The organism is Knoellia subterranea KCTC 19937 (genome assembly GCF_000768685.1).
Taxonomy (GTDB): domain Bacteria; phylum Actinomycetota; class Actinomycetes; order Actinomycetales; family Dermatophilaceae; genus Knoellia; species Knoellia subterranea.
Genome location: NZ_AVPK01000002.1, coordinates 310,051 through 334,591 on the forward strand (window position 1 = coordinate 310,051; position 24,541 = coordinate 334,591).

At 68.4% G+C, this 24,541-nt stretch carries 26 protein-coding genes; 10 read left to right on the forward strand and 16 right to left on the reverse strand.

The features are described 5' to 3' along the window. Positions 1 to 16: 16 nt before the first annotated feature. Both N803_RS04935 and ybaK read left to right on the forward strand, forming a co-directional pair. Positions 17 to 1,462 (forward strand): KamA family radical SAM protein, encoded by a 1,446-nt coding sequence (locus N803_RS04935; protein WP_035903056.1) that lies wholly within the window; start codon positions 17 to 19, stop codon positions 1,460 to 1,462. A 91-nt stretch (positions 1,463 to 1,553) separates the two neighbouring features. Next, positions 1,554 to 2,048, forward strand: coding sequence for a Cys-tRNA(Pro) deacylase (ybaK, locus tag N803_RS04940; RefSeq protein WP_035903368.1), 495 nt, complete (start codon positions 1,554 to 1,556; stop codon positions 2,046 to 2,048). Here the strand turns inward: ybaK and N803_RS04945 are convergent. Together N803_RS04945 and N803_RS04950 are read right to left on the reverse strand one after the other, a co-directional pair. Further along, positions 2,045 to 2,464 (reverse strand): hypothetical protein, encoded by a 420-nt coding sequence (locus N803_RS04945; RefSeq protein ID WP_035903057.1) that lies wholly within the window; start codon positions 2,462 to 2,464, stop codon positions 2,045 to 2,047. The two genes, ybaK and N803_RS04945, sit on opposite strands and share 4 nt — an antisense overlap. Before the next feature lie 75 nt (positions 2,465 to 2,539). Then, positions 2,540 to 2,962: an Lrp/AsnC family transcriptional regulator gene (locus N803_RS04950; RefSeq protein ID WP_035903059.1), complete on the reverse strand. Its 423-nt coding sequence runs from the start codon at positions 2,960 to 2,962 to the stop codon at positions 2,540 to 2,542. 37 nt (positions 2,963 to 2,999) lie between these two features. Between N803_RS04950 and N803_RS04955 the strand changes: the two genes are divergently transcribed. Both N803_RS04955 and N803_RS04960 read left to right on the forward strand, forming a co-directional pair. Next, complete coding sequence (locus tag N803_RS04955; RefSeq protein ID WP_035903060.1) at positions 3,000 to 3,359, forward strand: hypothetical protein; 360 nt, start codon at positions 3,000 to 3,002, stop codon at positions 3,357 to 3,359. Between the two features lie 39 nt (positions 3,360 to 3,398). Next, positions 3,399 to 4,388, forward strand: coding sequence for a 5'-3' exonuclease (locus N803_RS04960; RefSeq protein WP_035903061.1), 990 nt, complete (start codon positions 3,399 to 3,401; stop codon positions 4,386 to 4,388). 118 nt (positions 4,389 to 4,506) lie between these two features. Here the strand turns inward: N803_RS04960 and N803_RS04965 are convergent, their stop codons facing one another. From N803_RS04965 to N803_RS04990, 6 genes are read right to left on the reverse strand one after another with little or no spacing between them, the layout of a single operon-like run. Next, the gene (locus N803_RS04965) at positions 4,507 to 7,386 is read right to left on the reverse strand and encodes a DEAD/DEAH box helicase (RefSeq protein WP_035903062.1); all 2,880 of its coding nucleotides are present in this window, start codon (positions 7,384 to 7,386) and stop codon (positions 4,507 to 4,509) included. A 9-nt stretch (positions 7,387 to 7,395) separates the two neighbouring features. Next, entirely contained in the window at positions 7,396 to 8,295 is a 900-nt protein-coding gene (locus N803_RS04970) for a diacylglycerol/lipid kinase family protein (protein WP_035903064.1), read from the reverse strand. Then, positions 8,292 to 9,134 carry a twin-arginine translocase subunit TatC gene (tatC, locus tag N803_RS04975; RefSeq protein WP_052111797.1) on the reverse strand — a complete coding sequence of 281 codons (843 nt, stop codon included), beginning with the start codon at positions 9,132 to 9,134 and terminating at the stop codon, positions 8,292 to 8,294. Before tatC ends, N803_RS04970 begins: the two co-directional genes overlap by 4 nt. 12 nt (positions 9,135 to 9,146) lie before the next feature. Beyond that, complete coding sequence (gene tatA / locus N803_RS04980; protein WP_035903065.1) at positions 9,147 to 9,452, reverse strand: Sec-independent protein translocase subunit TatA; 306 nt, start codon at positions 9,450 to 9,452, stop codon at positions 9,147 to 9,149. A 31-nt stretch (positions 9,453 to 9,483) separates the two neighbouring features. After that, positions 9,484 to 10,455 (reverse strand): helix-turn-helix transcriptional regulator, encoded by a 972-nt coding sequence (locus N803_RS04985; protein ID WP_035903067.1) that lies wholly within the window; start codon positions 10,453 to 10,455, stop codon positions 9,484 to 9,486. Beyond that, positions 10,455 to 11,444 (reverse strand): helix-turn-helix transcriptional regulator, encoded by a 990-nt coding sequence (locus N803_RS04990; RefSeq protein WP_035903068.1) that lies wholly within the window; start codon positions 11,442 to 11,444, stop codon positions 10,455 to 10,457. The genes N803_RS04985 and N803_RS04990 overlap by 1 nt, the downstream gene beginning before the upstream one ends. Positions 11,445 to 11,475: 31 nt before the next feature. Between N803_RS04990 and N803_RS04995 the strand changes: the two genes are divergently transcribed. After that, entirely contained in the window at positions 11,476 to 12,579 is a 1,104-nt protein-coding gene (locus N803_RS04995) for a DUF3866 family protein (protein WP_425402397.1), read from the forward strand. Here the strand turns inward: N803_RS04995 and N803_RS05000 are convergent. The 3 genes from N803_RS05000 to pafA form a co-directional block, all read right to left on the reverse strand. Then, positions 12,566 to 12,952: an FKBP-type peptidyl-prolyl cis-trans isomerase gene (locus tag N803_RS05000; RefSeq protein ID WP_035903070.1), complete on the reverse strand. Its 387-nt coding sequence runs from the start codon at positions 12,950 to 12,952 to the stop codon at positions 12,566 to 12,568. The two genes, N803_RS04995 and N803_RS05000, sit on opposite strands and share 14 nt — an antisense overlap. A 55-nt stretch (positions 12,953 to 13,007) precedes the next feature. Further along, positions 13,008 to 13,952, reverse strand: coding sequence for an FKBP-type peptidyl-prolyl cis-trans isomerase (locus N803_RS05005; protein WP_156969658.1), 945 nt, complete (start codon positions 13,950 to 13,952; stop codon positions 13,008 to 13,010). Positions 13,953 to 14,023: 71 nt separating this feature from the next. Next, a complete protein-coding gene (pafA, locus tag N803_RS05010) occupies positions 14,024 to 15,385 on the reverse strand; it encodes a Pup--protein ligase (protein ID WP_035903071.1) in 1,362 nt (453 codons plus the stop codon). Positions 15,386 to 15,534: 149 nt separating this feature from the next. Here pafA and N803_RS05015 point away from each other — a divergent pair, with 149 nt between their 5' ends. Continuing rightward, positions 15,535 to 16,170, forward strand: coding sequence for a peroxiredoxin (locus N803_RS05015; RefSeq protein WP_035903072.1), 636 nt, complete (start codon positions 15,535 to 15,537; stop codon positions 16,168 to 16,170). Between the two features lie 81 nt (positions 16,171 to 16,251). After that, the gene (locus tag N803_RS05020) at positions 16,252 to 16,941 is read left to right on the forward strand and encodes a dienelactone hydrolase family protein (RefSeq protein ID WP_035903073.1); all 690 of its coding nucleotides are present in this window, start codon (positions 16,252 to 16,254) and stop codon (positions 16,939 to 16,941) included. Between the two features lie 14 nt (positions 16,942 to 16,955). Here N803_RS05020 and prcA read toward each other — a convergent pair whose 3' ends face one another. Genes prcA through dop form a run of 4 tightly spaced genes read right to left on the reverse strand, consistent with a single transcriptional unit; the run spans position 16,956 to position 20,368 of the window. Then, positions 16,956 to 17,765: a proteasome subunit alpha gene (gene prcA, locus N803_RS05025; RefSeq protein ID WP_035903075.1), complete on the reverse strand. Its 810-nt coding sequence runs from the start codon at positions 17,763 to 17,765 to the stop codon at positions 16,956 to 16,958. After that, positions 17,762 to 18,604, reverse strand: a complete 843-nt coding sequence (gene prcB, locus N803_RS05030) for a proteasome subunit beta (RefSeq protein WP_035903077.1) — start codon at positions 18,602 to 18,604, stop codon at positions 17,762 to 17,764. Before prcB ends, prcA begins: the two co-directional genes overlap by 4 nt. Beyond that, positions 18,601 to 18,789, reverse strand: a complete 189-nt coding sequence (locus tag N803_RS05035; protein WP_035903078.1) for a ubiquitin-like protein Pup — start codon at positions 18,787 to 18,789, stop codon at positions 18,601 to 18,603. The genes prcB and N803_RS05035 overlap by 4 nt, the downstream gene beginning before the upstream one ends. Positions 18,790 to 18,841: 52 nt before the next feature. Further along, complete coding sequence (gene dop / locus N803_RS05040) at positions 18,842 to 20,368, reverse strand: depupylase/deamidase Dop (protein WP_035903080.1); 1,527 nt, start codon at positions 20,366 to 20,368, stop codon at positions 18,842 to 18,844. A gap of 37 nt (positions 20,369 to 20,405) precedes the next feature. Between dop and N803_RS05045 the strand changes: the two genes are divergently transcribed. Genes N803_RS05045 through N803_RS05055 form a run of 3 tightly spaced genes read left to right on the forward strand, consistent with a single transcriptional unit; the run spans position 20,406 to position 22,741 of the window. After that, complete coding sequence (locus tag N803_RS05045; protein ID WP_035903081.1) at positions 20,406 to 21,374, forward strand: alpha/beta hydrolase; 969 nt, start codon at positions 20,406 to 20,408, stop codon at positions 21,372 to 21,374. 22 nt (positions 21,375 to 21,396) lie between these two features. Further along, positions 21,397 to 22,386, forward strand: coding sequence for a ribose-phosphate diphosphokinase (locus N803_RS05050; RefSeq protein ID WP_035903083.1), 990 nt, complete (start codon positions 21,397 to 21,399; stop codon positions 22,384 to 22,386). Positions 22,387 to 22,396: 10 nt separating this feature from the next. Then, positions 22,397 to 22,741 carry a DUF3054 domain-containing protein gene (locus N803_RS05055; RefSeq protein WP_035903373.1) on the forward strand — a complete coding sequence of 115 codons (345 nt, stop codon included), beginning with the start codon at positions 22,397 to 22,399 and terminating at the stop codon, positions 22,739 to 22,741. A 108-nt stretch (positions 22,742 to 22,849) separates the two neighbouring features. On the opposite strand, the gene arc is transcribed toward N803_RS05055, so the two are convergent. Continuing rightward, entirely contained in the window at positions 22,850 to 24,514 is a 1,665-nt protein-coding gene (arc, locus tag N803_RS05060; protein ID WP_035903084.1) for a proteasome ATPase, read from the reverse strand. Positions 24,515 to 24,541: the final 27 nt, after the last annotated feature.

Sequence of the window (24,541 nt, forward strand, 5' to 3'; positions counted from 1 at the left end):
CCGTATCCTCGCAGACATGACGACGAACATCGAGCAGCCCTACGTCTACCGGCGTCGCGAGCTCATCGAGCCCGACTGGACCCGCTTCCCGGGATGGCGCGACGTGACCCGCGCCGACTGGGAGAACGCCCAGTGGCAGCGCGTGAACTGCGTGAAGAACTTCGGCCAGCTGCGCACCGTGATGGGCGACCTGCTCACGGACGAGTTCTACGCGGACCTCGAGCGCGACCAGGCCGAGCGCGCGACGATGTCGATGCTCGTCCCGCCGCAGATGATCAACACGATGGTCCCCTCGACCGTCGAGCCGATGCCGGCCGCGGGCGCCGACTTCACCGAGGCGTTCATGGCCGACCCGGTGCGCCGCTACATGCTCCCCGTGTTCAGCGACCGTCGCACCGACTGGGCCTCGCACCCATTCGCCGCGCGCGACAGCCTCCACGAGCACGACATGTGGGCCGTCGAGGGTCTGACCCACCGCTACCCCACCAAGGTCCTCGCCGAGATGCTGCCGACGTGCCCGCAGTACTGCGGCCACTGCACGCGCATGGACCTCGTCGGCAACTCCACGCCGCAGATCGTCAAGCTCAAGCTCGAGGGCAAGCCGGTCGACCGCCACGCCGCGATGCTCGACTACCTCCAGCGCACCCCCGGCGTCCGTGACGTCGTGGTCTCCGGTGGCGACGTCGCCAACATGCCGTGGAAGAACCTCGAGGGCTTCCTCGACAAGCTCCTGCGCATCGACAACATCCGCGACATCCGCCTCGCCACCAAGGCGCTCATGGGCCTGCCGCAGCACTGGCTCCAGCCTGACGTCGTCGAGGGTGTCGGTCGCGTGTCGGCCCTGGCGCGCTCCCGCGGCGTCTCGCTCGCGATCCACACGCACGTCAACCACGCGAACTCGGTGACGCCGCTCGTTGCGGACGCCGCCAAGGCCATGCTCGAGGCCGGCGTCCGCGACGTCCGCAACCAGGGCGTGCTCATGCGTGGTGTCAACGACTCGACCGAGCAGCTCCTCGACCTCTGCTTCGCCCTCCAGGACGAGGCCATGATCACGCCGTACTACTTCTACATGTGCGACATGATCCCGTTCTCGGAGCACTGGCGACTCGCGCTCCACGAGGCGCAGCACCTGCAGCACTCGATGATGGGCTACCTCCCCGGCTTCGCGACGCCGCGCATCGTCTGCGACGTGCCGTTCGTCGGCAAGCGGTGGGTGCACCAGGTCGACAGCTACGACCTCGACAAGGGCATGTCCTTCTGGCGCAAGAACTACCGCACGTCCATCGAGGGATCGGACGAGCAGGCGCTGTCGCGCGAGTACGTCTACTACGACCCGATCTACACCCTCCCCGAGTCCGGGCAGCAGTGGTGGCGCACGAACACCGACGTCGACCAGGTGCACGCCGCGGCGCTCGCCGGCGCCACGGCCAGCCGGGACGCGTCGGCGGCCGACCTGGCCTGACCGCCCGAGAGGCTCCCGCAGGCCCGAACCCCATTTCCCGGGGTTCGGGCCTGCGTGCGTTGTGCTCCGCGCCGCGGCATACCCTCGCGTCATGGGACGCAAGGACCGCGGTGGTTCGGTGGGCACTCCGGCGACGGTCGCGCTGACGCGCGCGAAGATTCCGTATGCCGTCCGCGCCTACGAGCACGACCCTGCGGCTGAGTCGTTCGGTCTCGAAGCGGCGGAGGCACTCGGGGTCGAGCCCGGGCGCGTGTTCAAGACGTTGCTCGTCGACACGGGCTCCGGACTGGCCGTCGGCGTCGTTCCGGTGGATCGCTCACTCGATCTCAAGGCGATGGCATCTGCCCTCGGCGTGAAGAAGGTTGCGATGGCGGATCCCGTTGCGGCAGAGCGCAGTTCGGGCTACGTCGTCGGAGGAATCTCTCCGATTGGACAGAAGCGCGCCCTGCCGACGGTGGTGGATGCTTCGGCTTCCGAGCACAAGACCGTGCTTGTGTCCGGCGGGCGTCGGGGCCTCGACATCGAGCTCTCCCCCGCCGACCTGGTCACTGCCACCTCTGGAAGCACGGCCCCGATCGCGCGTTAGGACGCCATCCGCAGGTGGTCGGGCAGCTCCCGCACCGCGTTCTCTGTCGCGACGTAGGTCGCCAGGAGGTCGACGCCGACGTCACGAGTGATGTCGACGAGGATCTGGTGCGTTGACCGGTCCCTGTCCGTGAAGAGTGCCGAACCGTCACGACCGATGGCCGCAACCACTGCCGGAGGTCGTAACTGCTCGAGCATCATGGTCACCGGAACTCTGAGCTCCTCCGGGTCGACCGATCCCATCTCGCCGATGAGGACGGGCTGGACACAACGGTGTTCGTCGTCGAGCAGGACGAGGGCGAGGCAGCCCTCCACCCGGTCAAAGTGCCCGACGAACAGGTCCACGGCGTCAGCGCGCAGGATCGGGTCGTCGAGGGGGAGGTCGCGGAAGTTCTGGGGCAGGTTCTCGAAGGTCATGAACCAGATCGTGCCCAAAATCGCGAAAGTCGCCGCGAGGTTTTCCACAGCCCCGTTCCCGCAGGAGCCGGCGGGCTACTCCCAGGGGGTCGAGAGAACGACCGTCGTCTTGGTCGAGACGTTGGCCTTGCCCCGGATCGTGGCCAGCAATTCCTCGAGCTCCAACGGAGTCGCGACGCGGACCTTGAGGACGTAGTTCATGTCACCGGCGACGGAGTGGCACTCCTCGATCGCCGGGACATCACGCAGGCGCTCCGGGATGTCGTCGGGAGCCGCTGGGTCGAGCGGTGTGATCGAGATGAAGGCCGTCATGGCCACGCCGATCGCTGCATGGTCGACGCGGGCGGTGTAGCCCTTGATGACGCCGCGCTTCTCGAGGCGTCGGACCCGCTGGTGCACGGCGGACGTCGACATTCCGAGAGTTCGTCCGAGGTCGGTGTAGCTCATCCGTCCATCGGTCGAGAGTTGCTCGACGATCTTGCGGTCCAGGTCCTCCACAGCGCCACCCTAGTCATTTCGGGGCAGGATGCAGGACATGTCCACGCCGACGCCGTCCACCCGCCGCCCCCGTGGCTCACTCATCGTCCTCGTCGTGCTCGCGGTGGCCTGGGTGCTGTGGGCGATCTGGTGGGCGAGCGCCCCTGACCACAACGCCAACGGACAGTGCGAGGGCCTCGGGTGGGGATGCACGCTCACACCGCGCGATTTCGCCTCGTTCGCGGGCGCGATCCTGCTCGCACCACTGAGCGCGCTGGCGCTGTTCGTGACGGGTGTCGTGCGGTTGGTGCGGATCGGCAAGGGGTCGGCCAGGACCCTCTGGGACCTCGTGATCGGAGCGCTCCTCCTTGCGGGGGCCGCATGGTTCCTCGTCGGTCTCGTGCGAGGTGCCATCTGAGGCAGGGAGGCCCGGTCCGGCCCAACTAGGGTGAACGCCATGACGAATCGGCTGCTGCTGCTCGACTCCGCCTCGCTCTACTTCCGGGCGTTCTACGGCGTTCCGGACCAGCGGAGTTCCTCATCGGAGCACCCGACGAACGCCCTGCGCGGCTTCCTCGACATGATCGCCACGCTCGTCGCGGCTCACCACCCGACACATCTCGTGGCCTGCTGGGACAACGACTGGCGACCGCAGTTCCGGGTCGATCTCATCCCGAGCTACAAGGCGCACCGAGTTGCAGAGCCGGCGGGTTCGGCGCCTGCGCCCACGATTGGTGACGCGCCCGACCAAGCACACCCCGCCTCGGCCGACACGGCCGCCGAGGAGGTCCCCGATGACCTGGCGCCCCAGGTCCCGCTCATCGCCGATGCCCTCGCGGCCCTGGGCATCGCCCGCCTCGGCGCGGATGGGTTCGAGGCCGATGACGTCATCGGCACTCTCGTCGAACGGCACCGGGGTTCGATGCCCATCGACGTCGTCACTGGCGACCGCGACCTCCTCCAGCTCATCGACGACGCCAACGGCGTCCGCGTGCTCTACACAGGCAAAGGCGGTGTGCGAGAACCGGATCAGGGCACCGAGGCGTACCTGGAGCAGCGGTATGCCGTGTCGTCCGGTGACGCGTACCTCGACATGTCGATCCTTCGTGGAGACACCAGCGACGGGCTTCCGGGAGTCAAGGGCATCGGCGACAAGACCGCGGCACAGTTGATCACGGCATACGGATCGCTCCAAGGCCTTCGCAAGGCGGTCGCGGACGGCGACCCGACGATCAAGGGCGCTCGTCGGACGAACCTCGAGGCGGCGTCGGACTACCTCGATGTCGCACCACGGGTCGTGCGGGTCGCCCGCGATGCCCCCGTGGCCGACTTCGACATCGCGCTGCCCACGGCCGTCGCCGACACCCGCTTGCTCAGCGAGCTCGCGTCGACCTACGGGATCACGAACCCGATCAACCGCGTCCTCGCCGCGCTCCAGATCCCCTGATCACCACCATGCCCACGCAGAGCGTGGGACCCGCGCCGAAGGTGGGATGTTCTGACTTCGCTTGATCGCGGCGATGAAGCGAAGTGAGAGAAACCCACTTCAGGCGGGAAAGTTGCGGTCAGTCGAGGCGGTCGGCGGCGACCACACCGCGCATGACACCGTCGATCGCCTTGCGAGCCGTGCGCCGCAGCTCGGTGTCAGGTGCCGCGTCGGCGATCTGACCGAGCAGGTCCACGATCTGCTTGCAGCGGCGCACGAAGTCACCCGCCGCCATGTCCTGACCGCGCAGCACCGTGTCGAGGCGCTCGCCGCTCGCCCACCGGTGGACCATCCACGCCATGCCCGCATCGGGCAACTCCGTTGTCTCGAGGCCGTGCTCGCCCTCGAGGTCGTCGAGTTCGCTCCATCGCCGCTGCATCTGCGTGACGGCCTCGGCGACCTCGTCGTTGGGCATGCGCGGTGACGGGTCGGCCTGGTCGTGGCGGGGCTCGTGGACGAGCGTCGAGACGCACGCGGCCAGTCCGGGCGCGTCGAGCCGCTTCCAGATGTCCTGACGCAGGCACTCGGCCGCGAGCAGATCGCGCTCGGTGTAGAGCCGGCGCAGTCGCTCACCACGCTCGGTGACCGTGTCGTCCTCCAGGTAGCCCAGCTGGGTCAGCACGATGCAGATCCGGTCGAAGGTGCGCGCGACCGAGTTGGTGCGACCTTCCACCTTGCGCTTGAGTCCCGACGTCTCCCGTTGCAGACGGTGCCAACGCTCGGCCCATCGGGCGTGGTTCTCACGGTCCGGGCACTCGTGGCATGGGTGCGCCTTGAGCTCGGCACGCAGGTGCGCGATGCGGTCGTTCTCCGGGGCCTGCTCCTCGCGCCCCGCCTTGGGCGCCGACGGCTCAAGGTCGTACGGCACCGCGATCCGCATCGTCGTTGCCAGGTCGCGACGGGACTTCGGGGACTTCGGGTTGAAGTGCTTCGGGACCGTGATCCGGGTCGCGGCCTCGACCGGCACCGGCACGTCAGTGAGTGTGAGCCGACGGAACTGCTTGTCCTCGGTCACCACGCCCGGGCCGCTCGGAGCACCCTTGCCCGTGCGCGCGGACTGGACGACGACTGCCCATCCGGCTCGTCGCCCGGCCGGCACCCTGAACACGTCACCGACCTTGAGGTTCTCCAGGCTGAGGGCGGCCTCCGCGCGACGCCCGGCAGACCGCTTGCGCGCGCCATCCTTCTCCGCGTCGGCGATGGCACGGCGCAGCGCTGCATACTCGCGGAAGTCGCCGAGATGACAGTGCATCGACTCGGCGTAACCCTCGAGCGCTTCATCGTTGCGGCGGACCTTCGTTGCCAACCCGACCACGGCCCGGTCCGCCTGGAATTGGGCGAAGGACGTCTCGAGGATCTCCCTGGCCACCGGCCGCCCCACCTGCGCAACGAGGTTCACCGCCATGTTGTAGGTCGGCTTGAAGCTCGACCTCAGTGGATAGGTGCGCGTTGAGGCCAGACCACCCACAGCGAGCGGATCGAGACCACGGCTCCACTGCACGACGGCATGGCCCTCGATGTCGATGCCTCGACGGCCCGCGCGCCCGGTGAGCTGGGTGTATTCGGCCGGCGTCACATCGGCGTGGGTCTCACCGTTGAACTTCACGAGCTTCTCGAGGACGACGGTGCGAGCCGGCATGTTGATGCCGAGCGCCAGCGTCTCCGTGGCAAAGACTGCCCGGATGCGCCCCGCGGTGAAGAGCTCCTCGACGATTTCGCGGAAGAGCGGCAGCATCCCCGCATGGTGGCAGGCGAAGCCGCGCGACAGCCCCTCGACGAAGTCGAAATAGCCGAGGATCCCGAGGTCCTCGTCGGCCAGGGAGCCCATTCGTTCCTCGACGAGCCGCCGAATGCGCTCACCCTCGCGTTGCGGGATGAGGCGGGTGTCGGCAGACAGCAGCTGCCCAACGGCCCCCTCGCAGCCCATTCGACTGAAGATGAAGGTGATCGCCGGCAGCAGCCCCTCGCGATCGAGCTGCGCGATGACCTCGGCCCGGGTTGCTCCTCCCCCGGGTCGGCCTCCGCGCACGAAGCCCCGCTGCTCGCGCTCGGTTCGGGCACCACCGACCGACGCACCCCCGCGCCCGGGCCCACGCCGGTCTCGGTGGTCGCGGTGGTCGCGGTGGTCGCGATGACCGTCACGACCCTGGCGACCGTGTCGCGGCCCGAAGTCCGCTCCACGTCCGCGGTCGCGGGTGCTCCCCCGCACCCAGCCGTCGTCGGCTCGACGCTGCTCGGTACCCCGAATCGCCTGCAGCAGTTCGGGATTCACGCGTGAAGTGGACCCGTCCTCGCGCGGCTCGGCCGTCTCGTCGACGAAGAGATCGAACATCGAGGTGCCCACGAGCATGTGCTGCCACAGGGGCACCGGACGGTGCTCCGACACCACGACGGAATGGTTCCCCCGAACCTCCGCGAGCCAGTCACCGAACTCCTCGGCGTTGCTCACCGTCGCCGACAACGAGATCACCTGGACGGACTCCGGCAGGTGGATGATGACCTCTTCCCAGACGGCGCCTCGGAAGCGGTCGGCGAGGTAGTGGACCTCGTCCATGACGACGAAACCCAGTCCCTGCAAGGTGGTCGACCCGGCATACACCATGTTGCGCAGCACCTCGGTCGTCATGACGACGACAGGCGCCTCACCGTTGATCGACGAGTCGCCCGTGAGCAGCCCGACCTTGTCGGCACCGTGGGCGGCGACGAGGTCGTGGTACTTCTGGTTCGACAGGGCCTTGATCGGCGTCGTGTAGAACGCCTTGCGCCCAGTCGCCAGGGCGAGGTGCACGGCGAACTCACCGACGATGGTCTTGCCGGCGCCCGTCGGTGCGGCGACGAGGACGCCCTGTCCGGCCTCGACGGCGGTGCAGCCCTCGATCTGGAACGCGTCGAGGGGGAAGCCCTTGGTCGCGATGAAGGCGGACAGATGGGGACCGTAATCACGTGTCTGACCGCTCATGGCGTCAGGCTACGTCAGGACGGTGACTGCTCCCGGGACGACCTCGCACTCCATCGGCAGCGGCTCGAAGCGCTCGCCATCGGCATACGACACGATGCCCGTCGCCTCGAGCCGCACCCGTCGCCCGCGGAGGATCTCGACGGCGGGGTGCGACACGTGCTCGCCCTTGAAGACCTTGGGGAAGACACGCATGAGGGTCGGGATCGAGACCTCGTGGAGGATGAGGACATCGAGCAGTCCGTCGTCGTAACTCGCCTCCGGGACGACCTTCATGCCCCCTCCGTATGCCGGCCCGTTGGCGATCGCGACGAGCATCGCCTTGGTCTCGTGCCGGGTACCGTCGACCTCGACGACGTAGGGAATGGGCTTGAAGACGCCGAGTTCGCGGGCGATGGCGAGGTTGTAGCGCATCTGCCCCTTGGGCCAGCTCCACCCGTTGGCCCGCTCGTTGACGACGGCGTCGAAACCGGCGGCGAGGACACCCACGAACCACCGGTCGTTCCCGTGTGGGTCGACGGTCCGCACCGCGTCGATCCTGCGGGTGGCGCCGTGGGTGATGCGCTCGACGGCCTTCGCGGCGTCCCGGACGGCGAGGCCGAGCTCCCGGGCGTTGTCGTTGCCCGTGCCGGCGGCGATGATGCCGAGCGGCATGTCCGTTCCAGCGACGAGGTTGACGCCCAGGTGCACCATGCCGTCGCCGCCTGCGACGACGATGCAGTCCACGGCGCGGTCGGCGATCGCGGCCCGCGCACGCTCGACGGCGTGAGCGCCGTCCATAGCGGAGAGGTCGACGATGTCGTGACCCGAGGCGGCGAGAAGCGACGCGGCTTCGCGGCCGATCCGTGCGCCCGTGTTCTTGCCGGCGGTCGGGTTGATGACCAGGCCGATGCGGCGCGATGCGGCGGTCACAGGGACGAGGCCTCGTCGTCGGCCGTCTCCAGCCAGTCCGGTCGATCGGCGGCGCGGCGCCGGTCGAGCAGCCTGGCGATGCCGTAGGCGACGAAGTAGAGGACGACGAGCGGCGCCGCCAGCAACAACATCGTGTAGGGGTCCGGGGTCGGCGTGGCGATCGCCGCGAAGAGGACGATGATGACGATCGCCGGTCGCCATCCCCTGAGCATCACGTGGGACGGGAGAACCCGGGCGACATTGAGCGCCACAAGGACGACCGGAAAGAGGAAGGCGATCCCGAAAACCAGGATGAAGCGGGTCACGAAGGAGAAGTACAGCGCGGCCTCGGGGAGGTTCGCCGCGCCCTCCGGAGTGAAACCGAGAAGGATCTCGACGGCCTTGGGAAGCGTCACGTATCCGAACCAGCAACCGCCGAGGAAGAGCGGGACGATCGCCGCGATGAACATCAGGGAGACGCGCTTCTCCCTGCGGGTCAGCCCGGGAACGATGAACGCCCAGGCCTGCCACAGCCACATCGGTGCGGACAGGATCGTCCCGGCCCAGATGGCCAGGCTGAGTCGCTGCGAAAAGGCTGCCGTGAGGCCGGCGTAGTTGAGATCGATGATCGACTCTTGACCACGCTGCTTGGCGATGTTCTCGATGGGCGCCGTCAGGTGCTCATAGATGACGTCAAAGAGATACCAGCCGATCACGGAGCACACCACGAGTGCTACGGCTGCGATGAAGAGTCGACGACGGAACTCCCGCAGGTGGTCGCCCAGCGACATCCGACCCTCGGGGTCGCGTCGTCGCCGTCGAGGCAGGCGGGCGCGACCGGGTTTCGCGACTCGGGGCATTGATCAGACGGCTCAGACGGCGCTGCCGGACGTCGGACCGGACTGGTTGTCCGTCCGGGGTGCGTTCTCCTCGATCGGCGAGGTCGACGTGGTGGAACTGGCCGACGTGCCGTCCGCGTCGCGACGCACGGTCTCACCGGGAACGGTCTCGGACGCCTTCTTGCCCTCGGCCTTCATCTCGTCCACCTCGGACTTGAAGACCCGAGCCGAGCGACCCAGGCTGCGGGCCGCGTCCGGCAGGCGCTTCCAGCCAAAGATCACGATGAGCAGGACGGCGATGATGATGATCTCGGGGGCTCCGAGTCGTCCACCAAACATGAGTTGCCTTCTTCCGATGTGAGGTCTGTGGTCAGTCTACGTCGTGGGTCTGTGGCTCGAGGGCGGCCATCGCCCGCGAGACGATGCGTTCGCTGAGATCCTGTGGCGACAGGACCACGGCGTGCCCGCCCATGCGAAGGACGAGGCGCTCGATCCATGCCGTGTCGGCCGTGCGCAGCGTGATCGTGCGTGATCCGTCCTCGGCATCCGTGGCGGACTCGACCGGGTAGTAGTCGCTCACCCAGAGCGCACCGGGCAGCAGCCGCACCGTGACGAGCAGGTCATCCTCGGCGGGGCTGAAGATGCTCTCCCCGATGTCGCGGGGAGCCACTCCTTCGGGCGGGGTCCCGTCCTCGTCCAGGACCGTGAGGTCCTCGACCCGGTCGAGGCGGAAGATGCGCACACCCTCGGCGCGGTGGCACCAGCCCTCGAGGTACCAGTGGCCGTCCGCCGCGATGACCCGCATCGGGTCGACGTCGCGTTCGGTGGACTCGTCACGACCGGGCACGTGGTAGGTCAGGTGGAGGCGCCGGTCCTCCTGCACACCCTGGCGGGCGCGCGACAGCACCTCGTCGTCCACTCCCCTGCCGGCCAGGTCCACCGAGACACGCGCTGCCGGCTCGGCGGCTGTCCCTGCGGCGGACTCCAACTTGGCCAGGGCGCGCTCGATCGCGCCCTGATCGGTCAGCCCGGGCACGTCGAGCAGCGTGCGCAGGCCGACGATGAGGGTCACGGCCTCGTCGACGCCGAGTCGCAGGGGACGCGAGATCGTGTCGGCGTTGCCGACGAAGACTCGACCCTCTTCCCAGTCGGCCTCGATGAGTTCGTCCGGCATCTGGCCGTAGCCGCAGAGGAAGAGCAGGTTGAGGTCGGCCTCGAGCTGCGCCACGGAGACGCCCAGCCCGTCGGCGGCCTCCTCGAGCGCAATGCCCTGCCGGTTGACGAGCCACGGCACCATCGTGAGCAGCCGGGCGAGTCGGTTCGTCGCGGTTTCGGCCGCCATCAGGCACCTGCCTCGTGCACGGCGAGCACGGCTCGCAGCTGGGTCTGCACCCGCTCGACGAGGTCTGCGGGCTCGACCACCTGGACGTTGTCGGCGTGACCGGCGATCTCGGCCGCGAACCCGTCTACGTCACGGAACTCGATGGCCAGCTCGGTCCAGCCGCTGTCCACCTCCGAGCTGGACGTGGCGCGCCGTCGCAGGCTGTGCGCGGCACCCGGGCGCACGAGAAGACGAGCCGGGCGCGCCTCTCCCCGTGGAGCCGAGCGCTGCACCATGATGCGCGCCTCGTGGTCGGCCGGAACCTCGAAGGACCCGGCGCGACCGGCCGTCCGCACCCCGCCATCGACCCGGGACAGGCGGAAGACGCGGGTGTCGTCCCGGTCGAGGTCGAAGCCGGTGAGGTACCAGCGGCCGTTCCACTGCACGAGCGACCAGGGCTGCACCCTGCGAACCGATGCCTCGCTGCTCTCCGGGCGTCGGTAGGTGAAGGTGATGGGCGTCCGGCTCAGGACGGCGTCCTTGACGGCGTCGAAGGCCGGCTCCTTGGTCCGCAGCCGTGGCTCGATGCCGATGAGGGCACCCTCGTCGCGCTCCACACCGGCGGCGCGCAGCTTGCGCAGCGCCTGGGCAGCGGGACCGGCCATCGAGGCGTGCGCCCAGCTGCGGCTCGCCAGACCGAGAACGGCCAGCTCGTCCGGCTCGAACTCGAGGTCGGGCAGGGCGTAGTCGCGCTGGTGGATGCGGTAGCCCGGCTCGTCCTCGTGGAAGGCGTCGATCTCCTCCGTGGCCAGTGGCACGCCGAGTGCGCGCAATTCGTCCTTGTCGCGCTCGAACATCCGGTCGAAGGCCTCGGTCGACGCGGTCTCGCCGTACTGCGGGACGAGGCCACGGATCTGGGCCTTGGAGAGGGGTCGTCGCGTGTAGAGAAGGACGAGCACGAGGTTGAGGAGGCGCTCGGTCTTCGCCGCCGGCCCCGTCGCTGCACTCATGCAACCGACGCTACTCGATAGCCTGCACCTCGTGATGCAGTGGCGCGAGGGTGTGGTGGTCCGTGAGGTGAGTGCGTGGCCGGGGGCGGTGGAGTATGCCGTCCGGCTGGGTTCCGAGACCGACCCCGGTGAGGAGGTGCGCGCCCTCGCCTACACGGCGATGGTGGGACGACCGGAGCCGGGCGACCGCGTGGTGCTCAATGCGTCGGCGCTGCTCAAGGGCCTGGGAACCGGAGGTCTGGCCTTCATCGTCGCGATGCCCGACCGGCTGCCTGTGGACGCCCCCGAGTCCGACGGCCACATCGTCAAGGCGCGCTACACACCGCAGCAGCAGATGTTCCTGGCCGTCGACGAGCAGGACAGCCCGCACCATCACGTCCTGCGTGATGCCGAGTCGATCGACGGCATGCCGGTGGTCGTCGCCGACCTCCACTCGGCCCTGCCCGCGATCATCACCGGTGTGCGGATCGTCCGTCCCGACGCGCGCATCGCCTATGTCATGACGGACGGCGGCGCCCTGCCGCTTGCGTTCTCGCGGGCCGTCGCCGGGCTCAAGGAAGCCGGGTGGGTGACCGAGACGATCACCGTAGGTCAGGCCTTCGGCGGCGACCACGAGGCGGTGTCGCTGCACAGCGGACTCCTCGCGGCCAGGCACGTCGTCGGAGCCGATGTCACCGTCGTCGTCCAGGGCCCGGGCAACGTCGGCACCGGCACGCCCTGGGGCTACTCCGGCGTCGCCGTGGCGGACGCCCTCCACGCTGCCGACGTCCTCGGTGGCACGTGCATCGCCGCGCTGCGCGTCTCGGGAGCCGACCCCCGACCCAGGCACCGCGGCATCTCGCACCACAGCACCACGGCATACGGGAAGGCGTTGCTCTCCCCCGCAATCGTCCCGGTGCCCGCGGGCGGCGGCGAGCTCGCGGCACTCGTCCGCACCCAGGCTGCGAAGCTCGCCGAACGCAGCCGTGCCGATCTCGACATCGTCGAGATCGGCACGGAAGGTGTGCTGGAAGCGCTGCGTCAGTCGCCGGTGAAACTGTCAACAATGGGCAGGGGCCTCGAGGAGGACCTGGCCGCGTTCGTCGTCAGTGCCATCGCGGGCGTCTGCGCGGCGCAGCGAATCAGCGAACGCTGACGAGGTCCACCACGAAGATGAGGCTCTCGCCCGGCTTGATGGCGGCGCCGGCGCCGCGCTCGCCGTAGGCCAGGTGGCTCGGGATGAGGAGACGACGACGGCCGCCTTCCTTCATGCCGACGATGCCGTCGTCCCAGCCCTTGATGACCTGACCGATACCGAGGCGGAAGTCGAGGGGCGCACCGCGGTTCCACGAGGCGTCGAACTCCTCGCCGGTCGAGTGCGCGACACCGACGTAGTGGGCCGAGATGGTCGAACCGACCGTGGCCTCGGCGCCGTCGCCGACGGTGATGTCCTCGATGACGAGGTCGGTGGGCGCTTCGTCGCCGGGGAAATCGATCTCGGGACGGGTGGTGTTGGGGTCAAAACCCATGACGGATCCTTTCGGGAGGTCGTGCGGAGAGGGACGAACGTGCGTTGGGGGCCGGTCAGACAGCCGCGAGGATGTCGACGACGAAGACCATCGTGTCAGTGCCCTTGATCTCGCCCTGACCCTGCGCGCCGTAGCCGTCAGCCGGCGGGACGACGAGGAGCAGGCGGCTGCCGACGGGCTGGCCGACGATCGACTTGTCCCAGCCGGGAACGACCTGGCCGACACCGATCGGCGTGGTGTATCCGTCGGCATTCGAGTCGAAGACCTTGCCGTTCACCCACAGGGCGCCGGTGTAGCTCACGCGGACGGTCTGGCCGGACTCGACCTTGGCGCCCTTGCCCGTGACGAGGGGCTGGGTGACGAGCTTGGTGGGGGCCGCGGCCTTGGGCATCGTGATCGTCGCCGCCTTGCCGGGGTTCCACTTCACCGTGGGGAGACCTGCCTTGGGCGCGACGGCCGTGCCCTCGGCCTCCTTGAGCGAGGCGCCGCCCTTGATGACGTCGACGACGAAGAGCACCGGGTCCGTGGCCTTGAGGTTGAAGTTGCTGTTGCCCTGCTCGCCCCACACGTCCTTGGTGGGCGCGGCGAGCAGCAGACGTGCTCCCGGCTTCGACCCGGGCAGCTGGTTCGTGAGGATCGGCAGCATCCGGTCGCTGGAGAGATCGACGCCGAGCGTCTGCTTGTCGGTCCAGGTGCTCGTCGCGACCTTGCCGTCGGTGCCGTTGACGACCTGGATGTGGACCGACGCGAGGTCGGTCTTGCCGAGCGGAGTGCCGGAACCCTCGGTGAGGACCCGCTTCTCCTCCTTGGTCACCGTGAGGGGCGTGGGCGAGACCGTGACCTTGGGCTCCGCGCCAGAGTCACCCGTGACGGTGATCTTGGCGAGCGGACCGGACGCAGCGGCGTCCTTGTCGCCGTCGGAGGCCTCACCACAGCCGGCGAGGGCGACGACCGCCACCGTCAGGGCAGCAGCAAGGGGGGCAAAACGGGCGCGGGACACAGTGATACCTCAGATCGAGCTTGGGGGGATTGCGCCCACCATAACCACAGAACCTGTCAGGACCCTGATCGTCACATGCCCGCGATGAGGCGCTCGACCCGTGGATCCTCGTGTCGGAACGGGTCCTTGCAGAGCACCGTCCGCTGGGCCTGGTCGTTGAGCTTGAGGTGCACCCAGTCGACGGTGAAGTCGCGCCGGTGGGCCTGCGCGGCACGGATGAAGTCACCGCGCAGTTTGGCCCGCGTCGTGGGAGGCGGCTTGACCTTGGCCTCGAAGATCTCGGGGTCGGTCACGGCGCGCGCCGCCCTCCCCCGTGCCTGCAGGAGGTAGAACAAGCCACGTCGCCGGTTGACGTCGTGATACGCGAGGTCGATCTGCGCGAGCCTCGGGTGGTCGAGATCGAGGCCGTGCCTGGTCGCGTAGTCACTGATCAGCCGGTACTTGATGATCCAGTCGATCTCGGTGTCGACCTTGCTGTGGTCGCCTGTCTCGACAGCGTCGAGGGTGCGTTCCCACAGGTCGAGGACGGTCTTGTGGTCGGGGTCGCTCGCGCCTTCACGATCCACGTATGCCGCTGCCGCCGTGAGGTATTCGCGCTGCAGATCCAGGGCGCTGAGTTCACGGCCGTTGGCCAGGCGGACGAGCCGTCGGCCGGTCATGTCGTGGCTGATCTCGCGGATCGCCCGAATGGGGTTCTCGAGCGTGAGGTCGCGCATGACGACGCCGTCCTCGATCATCCGCAGCACGAGGTCGCACGAGCCGACCTTGAGCAGCGTCGTCGTCTCGCTCATGTTCGAGTCGCCGACGATGACGTGCAGTCGGCGGTAGTGCTCGGCGTCGGCATGCGGCTCGTCGCGGGTATTGATGATCGGACGACTGCGGGTTGTCGCCGACGACACGCCTTCCCAGATGTGGTCCGCGCGCTGGCTCACGGCATACTCCACGCCTTTGGAGGTGCGCACGAGCTTGCCTGCGCCGCAGATGATCTGGCGACTGATGAGGAACGGGAGCAAGGCGTCCGAGAAGACCTGGAAGTCGCCGGCCCGGCCGACGAGGTAGTTCTCGTGGCAGCCGTAGGAGTTGCCTGCCGAGTCGGTGTTGTTCTTGAAGACATAGATGTCTCCGCGCACGCCGTCCTCGTGCAAGCGTGCCTCGGCATCGGCGACGAGGCCCTCCACGATCCGCTCCCCCGCGCGGTCGTGCGCGACCAGCTGACGCAGCGAGTCACACTCGGCCGTGGCGTACTCGGGGTGGCTGCCCACGTCGAGATAGAGCCGCGAGCCATTGGCGAGGAACACGTTGCTGGACCGCCCCCAGGCGACGACCTTGCGGAAGAGGTAGCGGGCAACCTCGTCAGGGGTGAGCGTGCGCTGGCCCTCGGACGAGGCGGTGATGCCGTACTCGTTCTCGATCCCGAAGATCCGTCGCTCCATGACCTCACCCTAGTTCCGCGCCCCGTCCTGCCGCGGGACTGTTTGGGTGGCGAGCCAGGTCCAGCATCCGGGACGCAGGTACCAGCATCTGGCACTTAACGGCATGTTGGGGTTTCGACAACTTTGCGTTACCAATGAGAGGACCGTCCATGGCCACGCTGCGTCTCGGCGACACCGCCCCCGACTTCACGGCTGAGACCACCGAGGGTGAGATCAGCTTCCACGACTGGAAGGGCGACGGTTGGGCCGTCCTCTTCAGCCACCCCGCCGACTTCACCCCGGTCTGCACCACCGAACTGGGCCGTGTCGCCGCGCTCAAGGACGAGTGGGCCCAGCGCAACGCCAAGGTCCTCGCCGTGTCGGTCGACGCCATCGACGACCACAACGCGTGGAAGAAGGACATCGAGGAGGTCGGCGGCTCCGCCGTGACCTACCCGATCATCGCCGACAAGGACCGCAAGGTCGCCGAGCTCTACGACATGATCCACCCGAACGAGGGTGACACCTCGAGCGTGCGCTCCGTCTTCCTCATCGACCCCAAGGGCAAGGTCCGCCTGTCCCTGACCTACCCCAAGAGCGCCGGCCGCAACTTCGACGAGATCCTGCGCGCCCTCGACGCCCTCCAGGTCAACGACGCTGGTCCCTTCTCCACGCCGGCCGACTGGAAGAAGGGCGACCGCATCATCGTCGCCCCCACCGTCTCCACCGACGACGCCCGCGAGAAGTTCAAGGACGTCGAAGAGGTCAAGCCCTACCTGCGCTACGCCGCCGCTCCCACGGCCTGAACCAACCGCCTTTTCCAAGGCACAACCACGACGTATGCCGTGTGGTCCCGATCCCGGGACCACACGGCATACGTTGTCCTCATGGCCGATTCGATCGCACTGGACATTCCGACCGACCTGCTCGTGCCCGAGACCGCCAACGGTCACGGCATCGTCCTCTTCCAGGAAATCTTCGGCGTCACGGACTACATCCGGTCCCGAGCACAGGACCTCGCCGATCTCGGCTTCCACGTCCTTGTGCCCCACTTCTACGGTCGGCAGGGCGACCCCGTCATCGATGAGGGAGCCGACGGACTCCCCCGCGCCATGGCGCTCCTCCAGGAGCTCGACTGGGAGGTGGCCGTCGCGGACGGCATTGCCGCACTGGAGGCACTGCGTGCGCACCCAGACGTGACCGGTCGGGTGGGACTCTTGGGCTTCTGCTTCGGCGGCGGACTGGCCTTCAACGTCGCGGCCGCGGCGCAGCGCAAACCGGATGGTCTGGTGAGCTACTACGGCTCGGCGCTGCCCAACCTGCTCGCGCTGGCACCCGACGTGCCCGTGCCGAGCCTGCACCACTTCGGTGACAGCGACACCTACATCCCGATGACGACCGTTCGCGACATCGAGAAGGCGGTGACGTCCGGCCATGACGACGTCACCTTCGACCTTCACCCGGGCGCCGGGCATGCCTTCGACAACCCGTCGCCGATGTTCCACCACCCCGAGGCCGCTGGCAAGGCGTGGGCTCGGACGACAGACTGGCTCTCGACCCACTTCCCCGGCGCCTGATCCCGAGCGTCGCGTCAGTCGGAGTCGGGTGTCGGCTCGTCTCCGTGCCGCTGCGTCTGCGGGTTGCTCGCTGCCTGCCGCGGGCTGTCGTGGTCCACGGGCGGAACGTCGTCCGTCGGGTCGTCGTCCGAGAGCAACTGGCCGAGCAGATCACCGTTGATCCGACGGAACGTCCGGCGTGAGCGGGTGCGGTCGAGAACCGCCACCTCGAGCGACTCCGGGCCGAGCTCACGGTCCGGTCCACCGGCCGGGTCATGGGCCAGGCCGGCAACTGCCAGCTGGAGCGACTGGGCCAGAGTGAGGCCCACCCGCCACTGCTCGGTGAGCCGCTCCTCGATCTGGTCCGAGGCACCGCCCATCGCCACGAGTCCGCGCTCGTCGGCGACGGAGCCGTCGTAGGTGAGGCGATAGATCTGGTCGCTGTCCGGGTCATCACCGACCTCGGCCACGACGATCTCGACCTCATAGGGCTTGGACTCCTGGGTGAAGACCGACCCGAGCGTCTGGGCGTAGGCGTTGGCCAGGCCGCGCGCCGTGACGTCACTGCGGTCGTAGGAATAGCCCCGCAGGTCGGCGTAGCGCACGCCGGCCACACGCAGGTTCTCGAACTCGTTGTACTTGCCGACTGCCGCGAAGGCGATGCGGTCGTAGATCTCACCGATCTTGTGAAGCGTGCGCGAGGGGTTCTCCGCGACGAACGCGATGCCGTGGTCGTAGCCGAGCACGACGACGGACCGGCCACGGGCGATGCCCTTGCGCGCGAAGTCGGCCCGATCCTTCATGAGTTGCTCGGGCGAGACGTAGAACGGCATACCGGCGGTCATGCGGCACCTCCCCCACGTCGGCCACCGGGATTGCCCTGGCGGTCGGCGATGATCGCGTCGACGACCGGTGCGACGCCGTCGTCGGGGATGAACCGGGCACCGTCGGCGGTGACGAGCGCGACCGTGGGCCAGATGCGCCGACCGACGTCGGGACCGCCGGTCGCGGAGTCGTCGTCGGCCGCGTCCCAGAGCGCCTCGACGGCAACCCGCACGGCCTCGTCACCCGACATGCCGGGGCGGTAGAGCTTCTTGAGCGCGCCGCGGGCGAAGAGCGACCCGGACCCCACGCTGTGGTGGTCGTGCTCCTCGTAGCAGCCCCCGGTCACGTCGTAGGAGAAGATCCTGCCGAGCCCGGCCTGGTGGTCGTAGCCGGCGAAGATGGGGACCACGCTCAAACCCTGCATCGCCATCCCGAGGTTGCCGCGGATCATCGAGGCGAGCCGGTTGGCCTTGCCCTCGAGGGACATCAGTGCACCCTCGATCTTTTCGTAGTGCTCGAGTTCGACCTGGAACAGCCGCACCAGCTCGATGGCCAGACCGGCCGTGCCTGCGATGCCGACCACTGAGAACTCGTCGGTCGCGAAGACCTTCTCCATGTCTCGGTTGGCAATGATGTTGCCCATCGTGGCCCGGCGGTCACCGGCCATGAGCACCCCGCCCTCGAAGATCACCGTGACGATCGTCGTGCCGTGCGGGGCGTCGATGCTCGCGCCCGGCGGCAAACCGCGCCGCGACGGGATGAGGCTCGGCTCGTGCTCGGCGACGAAGTCGGTGAACGACGACGAACCCGTCCTGAGGTATGCCGCGGGGAGACCGCCGCCGTCGGCCACCGGTGTCACTGGCCGCCCTTCTGGACGAAGCCGCGGACGAACTCCTCCGCATTGGTCTCGAGGACACCGTCGATCTCGTCGAGGATGTCGTCGATGTCGGTGTCGGCCACCTGGGCCGCAGGTGCTGCGGGCGCGGGAGTGTCGTCCGGTCCGTCGTCACGTCGCCCCGGCTTGATCTGTTCCTGGCCGGCCATGGGCTCCTCCTCGGGTCGCGACGGCACCGACGCGGTGCCTGTGACTGCGAGCCTAGTCCGAGCCCCTGTCCGCGGCGGCGAGCGACTCGAGCAGCGACCGGATGTCGGACGCTCCATCGACGAGGTCGCCCACGGCGTCCTTGGTGCCGCGGAGTGGCTCGAGGATGGGAATCCGCTGCAACGAGCGCTCCCCCGGCACTTCGACGACGACCGAGTCCCACGAGGCCGCGACGACCGAGTCCGGGAACTTGCGCAGGCAGGCACCACGGAACCAGGCGCGCGTGTCCTCAGGGGCCGCGTCCATGGCCGCTGCCGCCTCGGCCTCGGGCACGAGCACCTCGACCCGATCAGTGGCGGCCATGCGGTTCGCGAGCCCGCGATCGGCGCGCACGTCCGACCATTGGATGTCGACCGCCTTGAGTCGCGGGTCGCCCCAACCGAGCGAGTCGCGCTCGCGGTAGCCCTCGAGGACGGACAGTTTGGCCACCCAGTCGACCCAACGACGGGCATCCATCGGGTCGCCCTCGAGCGCCGTGAGCACCCGGTCCCACCAGCCGAGAACCTCGACGGTCGACTCGTCGACGTCGCTCCCCCACTTGTCGTCGACGTAGGCCGCGGCGAGTTCGTGGAAGGTTCGCAGGAGTTCGACGGGGCGGATGGAGCGACCGTCGGTGAGTTCGATCGTGGAGCGCAGCGTCGGGTCGTGACTCACCGCCTGCAGCGTCTTGACCGGCGCGCGGACACCGAGGTCCTGGGTGAACGCGTCGTCCTCGATCATGGCGAGCACGAGCGAAGTCGAGCCCATCTTGACGAGGTTCGCGACGTCGCAGTGGTTCGCGTCGCCGAGGATGACGTGCAGCCGGCGGTAGAGGTCGGCCACGGCGTGCGGCTCGTCCCGGGTGTTGATGATCGGGCGCTTGAGTGTCGTCTCGAGCCCCACCTCGGCCTCGAAGAAGTCGCTCCGCTGCGCGATCTGGTAGCCGGTCGTGCGCGAGTCGACACCGATGCCGACCCGACCCGACCCGCACATCACCTGTCGCACGACGAAGAAGGGCGTGAGCTGGGCGATGATCCGCGCGAACGGCGTCCGGCGCGACATGAGGTAGTTCTCGTGGGTGCCGTAGGACGCACCCTTGCCGTCGGTGTTGTTCTTGTAGAGGTTGACCCCGGGAGGGACGGTCGCGAGCCGCTGCACGGCCTCCCGCATGACGAGCTCGCCCGCCTTGTCCCAGACGACGGCGTCACGAGGGGTGGTCACCTCGGGCGAGGAGTACTCCGGGTGCGCGTGATCGACGTAGAGCCGGGCTCCGTTGGTCAGGACGACGTTGGCCATCGTCGGGTCCTCGACGTCGGTGAGCTGGCTCGGGTGCGCCACGCCGCGACCCATGTCGAAGCCGCGCGCGTCGCGCAGAGGTGCCTCGTCGGCGTAGTCCCAGGACGCCTGGGCTGGTCGGATCCCCCGACTCGCGGCATACGTCGTGACGACGTCCCCCGACAGGACCATGGGGTTGGCCCCCGGCTGCCCCGGCACCGAGATGCCGTACTCCGTCTCGATTCCCATGACCCGGCGCACTGACATGGCTGCTAGCCAACCACGTCACCGGCATACTCCCGGCATGCGCTCCTACCGTGGGATGTCCCCGCTCACCACTGCGGTCGTCGCCGTCATCGACCGGATGCGGGTTCCGGTCGAGCAACAGGACGACGAGCAGCGGCAGCGCTCGCGGTCCGAGGTCTATCCGCGGCGTCCCCCGCACTCGTGGGTGACGGGCCGTGTCGACCCCGCCGTCGGGATCTCCTTCGGCACGGCGCCGGCGCGCGACGGATGGGACATCCCGCTGCGCCTCTATCGTCCAAGAGCGTTGCGGGACAGCAGAACTGACGTTCCGGTCATCGTCTACTTCCACGGCGGCGGGTGGGTCCAGGGCAATGTCGTCAATTACGACCCGCTGTGCACGCACCTCGCCGCCGAGGTGGGTGCCGTTGTTGTGAGCGTCGACTACCGCAAGGCGCCCGAACACCCGGCACCCACAGCGGTTCACGACGCCGTCGATGCGACGACGTGGGTCGCGGCCCAGTCGGACGTCCTGCGCGCCGACGCGCACCGACTCGCCGTGTGCGGCGACTCCGCCGGGGGCCACCTCGCCGCCGTCGTCGCCCAGGTCGTGGCCGGAAGCGGTGCCGACTGGATCCGGCACCAGGCGCTGATCTATCCGGCCGTCGACCTCACGATGCAGTCCCCGTCGATCGAGGAGCACGCGGACGCGCCCATCCTCACCAAGACGTCCATCCTCGAATTCAGGGAGTTGTATGCCGGTGGGCAGGATTTCCGGGACCCGCTCAACTCACCGTTGTTCGGCTCCCTTGAAGGCCTCCCGCCGACGCTGATCCAGACCGCGGACCTCGACCCCATCCGCGATGACGGTGCCCGCTATGCGGAGGCGCTGCGCTCCGCGGGGGTGAGCACCCGGCATACGAACTATCTCGGTGTGCCACACGGCTTCGCGAGCTTCCCGGGCGCCTGCGCGGCCGGCCGCCAGCACCGGTGGGAGCTCGTGAGTGAACTCCGCCGTCACCTGACCTGAGCTCTGCCCTAGGGTCGACCCCATGCGCGAGATCGTCGTCTTCTCCGGTAGCGCCCACCCCGCCCTCGCCCAACAGATCTGTGACCAGCTGGGGGTACCCCTGTCCGGGACGGACATCAAGCGATTCAGCAACGACTGCCTCCAGGCACAGCTGCTCGCGAACTGCCGGCAGCGCGACGTCTACATCGTCCAGCCGCTCGTGCCTCCCACGCAGGAGCACCTCATGGAGCTGCTCCTCATGATCGACGCGGCGCGGGGTGCGTCAGCCGCGCAGATCACCGCGGTCATCCCGCACTTCGCGTATGCGCGCTCGGACAAGAAGGACGCATCCCGCATCTCCCTCGGCGGTCGACTCGTGGCCGATCTCATCCACACCGCCGGCGCTCATCGCGTCCTCACCATGAACCTGCACGCGCCGCAGGTTCACGGGTTCTTCTCGGTTCCGGTCGACCACCTCACAGCGCTCGGGGTCCTCGCCGACCACTTCCGCGGGACCGACCTCACGAACTCCGTCGTCGTCTCCCCCGACCTCGGCAACGCCAAGGAAGCCACACAGTTCTCACGGCTCCTGGGCCTGCCCGTGGCCGCCGGCAGCAAGCAGCGCAAGTCCGACGACAAGGTCGTCATCGACTCCATCGTCGGCGACGTGCGCGGCAAGCGGGCCATCGTCCTCGACGACGAGATCGCCACCGGCGGCTCCATCATCGAACTCCTCGACAAGCTCGGCGAGTTCGGTGTCACCGAGGCAGCCGTCGCGTGCACGCACGGGCTGTTCGCCGGGCGGGCCGTCGAACGGCTGCGCGACCACCCGATGGTCACCCAGGTCGTCACGACGGACACGGTGCCGGCGCCGAACGGATGGCCGGAGCTCCAGGTGCGGACGGTGTCCGGCCTCTTCGCCGAGGCGATCACGCGCATCCACGAGGGCGAGTCGGTGAGCATCCTCTTCGACGGGGTCGACCCGACGCACGCCCCGCCCCAGGCTTCGCTCTTCGACAAGGTGGGTGGCTGACGTGTCGCGCATGGTTGCACCGTTGCTCGACGTGCTGGTCGTGCTGGTCTTCGCGTTGGTGGGGCGACGCTCCCACGCGCACGGGATCACGCTGGGCGGGGTGCTCGAGACGGCGGCGCCGTTCCTGTGTGGCACGGCCGCTGGGTGGTTGCTCGCGTCGTTGGCCTTGGACAGCTCGCCGCGGTCGTGGCAGTTCGGGGCGGTCGTCGTGGCGGCGACCGTGGTCGTGGGGATGCTCCTGCGAAGGCTCGCGGCGGCGGGCACGGCCCCGTCGTTCATCGTCGTGGCGACGGTCTTCCTCACCGTGACACTGCTCGGCTGGCGGCTCGTCGCCCGCGCCCTCTCCTCCGACTGACGGGTGACGAGAGGCCTGCTGGTCGAGCGGTTTGCTCGACCGTCCTGATGACCCATTGATCATCAGGACGATGACCCACAGGTCATCGAGCCTTGCGGGACCCCCGGGTCAGAGGTACTGGCCGGTGTTGGCGATCGTGGAGATCGAGCGGCCCGGCTCGTTGCCCTCCTTGGTCTTGATGAGCGTGCGGATGTAGACGATCCGCTCGCCCTTCTTGCCGGAGATGCGCGCCCAGTCGTCCGGGTTCGTCGTGTTGGGCAGGTCCTCGTTCTCCTTGAACTCGTCGACGACGCTCTGGAGCAGGTGGTCGACGCGCAGACCGCGCTGATCGGTGGTGAGGAAGTCCTTGATCGCCATCTTCTTCGCGCGGTCGACGATGTTCTGGATCATCGCGCCACTGTTGAAGTCCTTGAAGTAGAGAACTTCCTTGTCGCCGCCGGCGTACGTGACCTCGAGGAACTCGTTCTCCTCGTCCTCGGTGTACATGCGGGTCACGACAGCCTCGGTCATGGCCTGCACCGTTGCCTCGGGTGACCCGCCATTCACCGCGAGGTCATCGGCGTGCAGCGGGAGGTCGGCCGTGAGGTACTTGGCGAAGATCTCGGTCGCGGCCTGGGCGTCGGGTCGCTCGATCTTGATCTTCACGTCGAGGCGACCGGGCCGCAGGATGGCCGGGTCGATCATGTCCTCACGGTTGCTCGCACCGATGACGATGACGTTCTCGAGGCCCTCGACCCCGTCGATCTCACTGAGGAGCTGGGGCACGATCGTCGTCTCGACATCGCTCGAGACCCCGGATCCACGGGTGCGGAACAGCGAGTCCATCTCGTCGAAGAACACGACGACCGGGAAGCCTTCCGAGGACTTCTCACGAGCCCGCTGGAAGATGAGGCGGATGTGCCGCTCGGTCTCACCGACGTACTTGTTGAGCAGCTCCGGACCCTTGATATTGAGGAAGTAGCTCTTGCCCGGCTCGCGCCCCTCCTTCTCGGCGATCTTGCGCGACAGCGACGCGGCCACGGCCTTGGCGATCATCGTCTTGCCGCAGCCGGGAGGGCCGTAGAGGAGTACGCCCTTGGGCGCCTTGAGGTGGTGCTCGGTGAACAGGTCGGGGTGCAGGTAGGGCAGCTCGACCGCATCGCGGATGAGTTCGATCTGATTGCCGAGGCCACCAATGTCGTCGTAGGCGATGTCCGGGACCTCCTCCAGGACGAGATCCGCAACTTCCGCCTTGGGGATCTGCTCGTAGACGAAGGCCGAGCGCGGCTCGAGCAGGAGCGCGTCGCCGACGCGCAACCGGACGTCCTTGAGGGAGGCGGCCACGCGGCAAACGCGCTCCTCGTCGCCGCGGGACAGGACGAGCACGCGATCCTCGTCGAGGATCTCCTTGAGCAGGACGAGCTCGCCGGCACGCTCGAAACCGTGCACGGCCACGACGTTCATGGCCTCGTTGAGCATGACCTCACGGCCGACCTCGATCTCACCCGGCTCGATCGTCGGACTGACGGCCACATGCATCTTGCGTCCGCCCGTGAGGACGTCCACGGTCTTGTCCTCGTAGGTCTCGACGACGACGCCGAAGCCCGACGGGGGCTGCCCGAGCCGGTCGACCTCGGACTTGAGCGTGACGATCTGCTCGCGGGCGTCGCGAAGCGTCCGCACGAGGCGCTCGTTCTGCGCCGAGACGGTGTTGACCTGCGAGCGCAGATCGGTGACCGTGCCCTCGAGTCGGCGCAGCGCGGCGCTGTCGGAGGAAGTGGGGTGTTCGGTCATCGTTGCCTCCTGGGCTCGGCGGACACC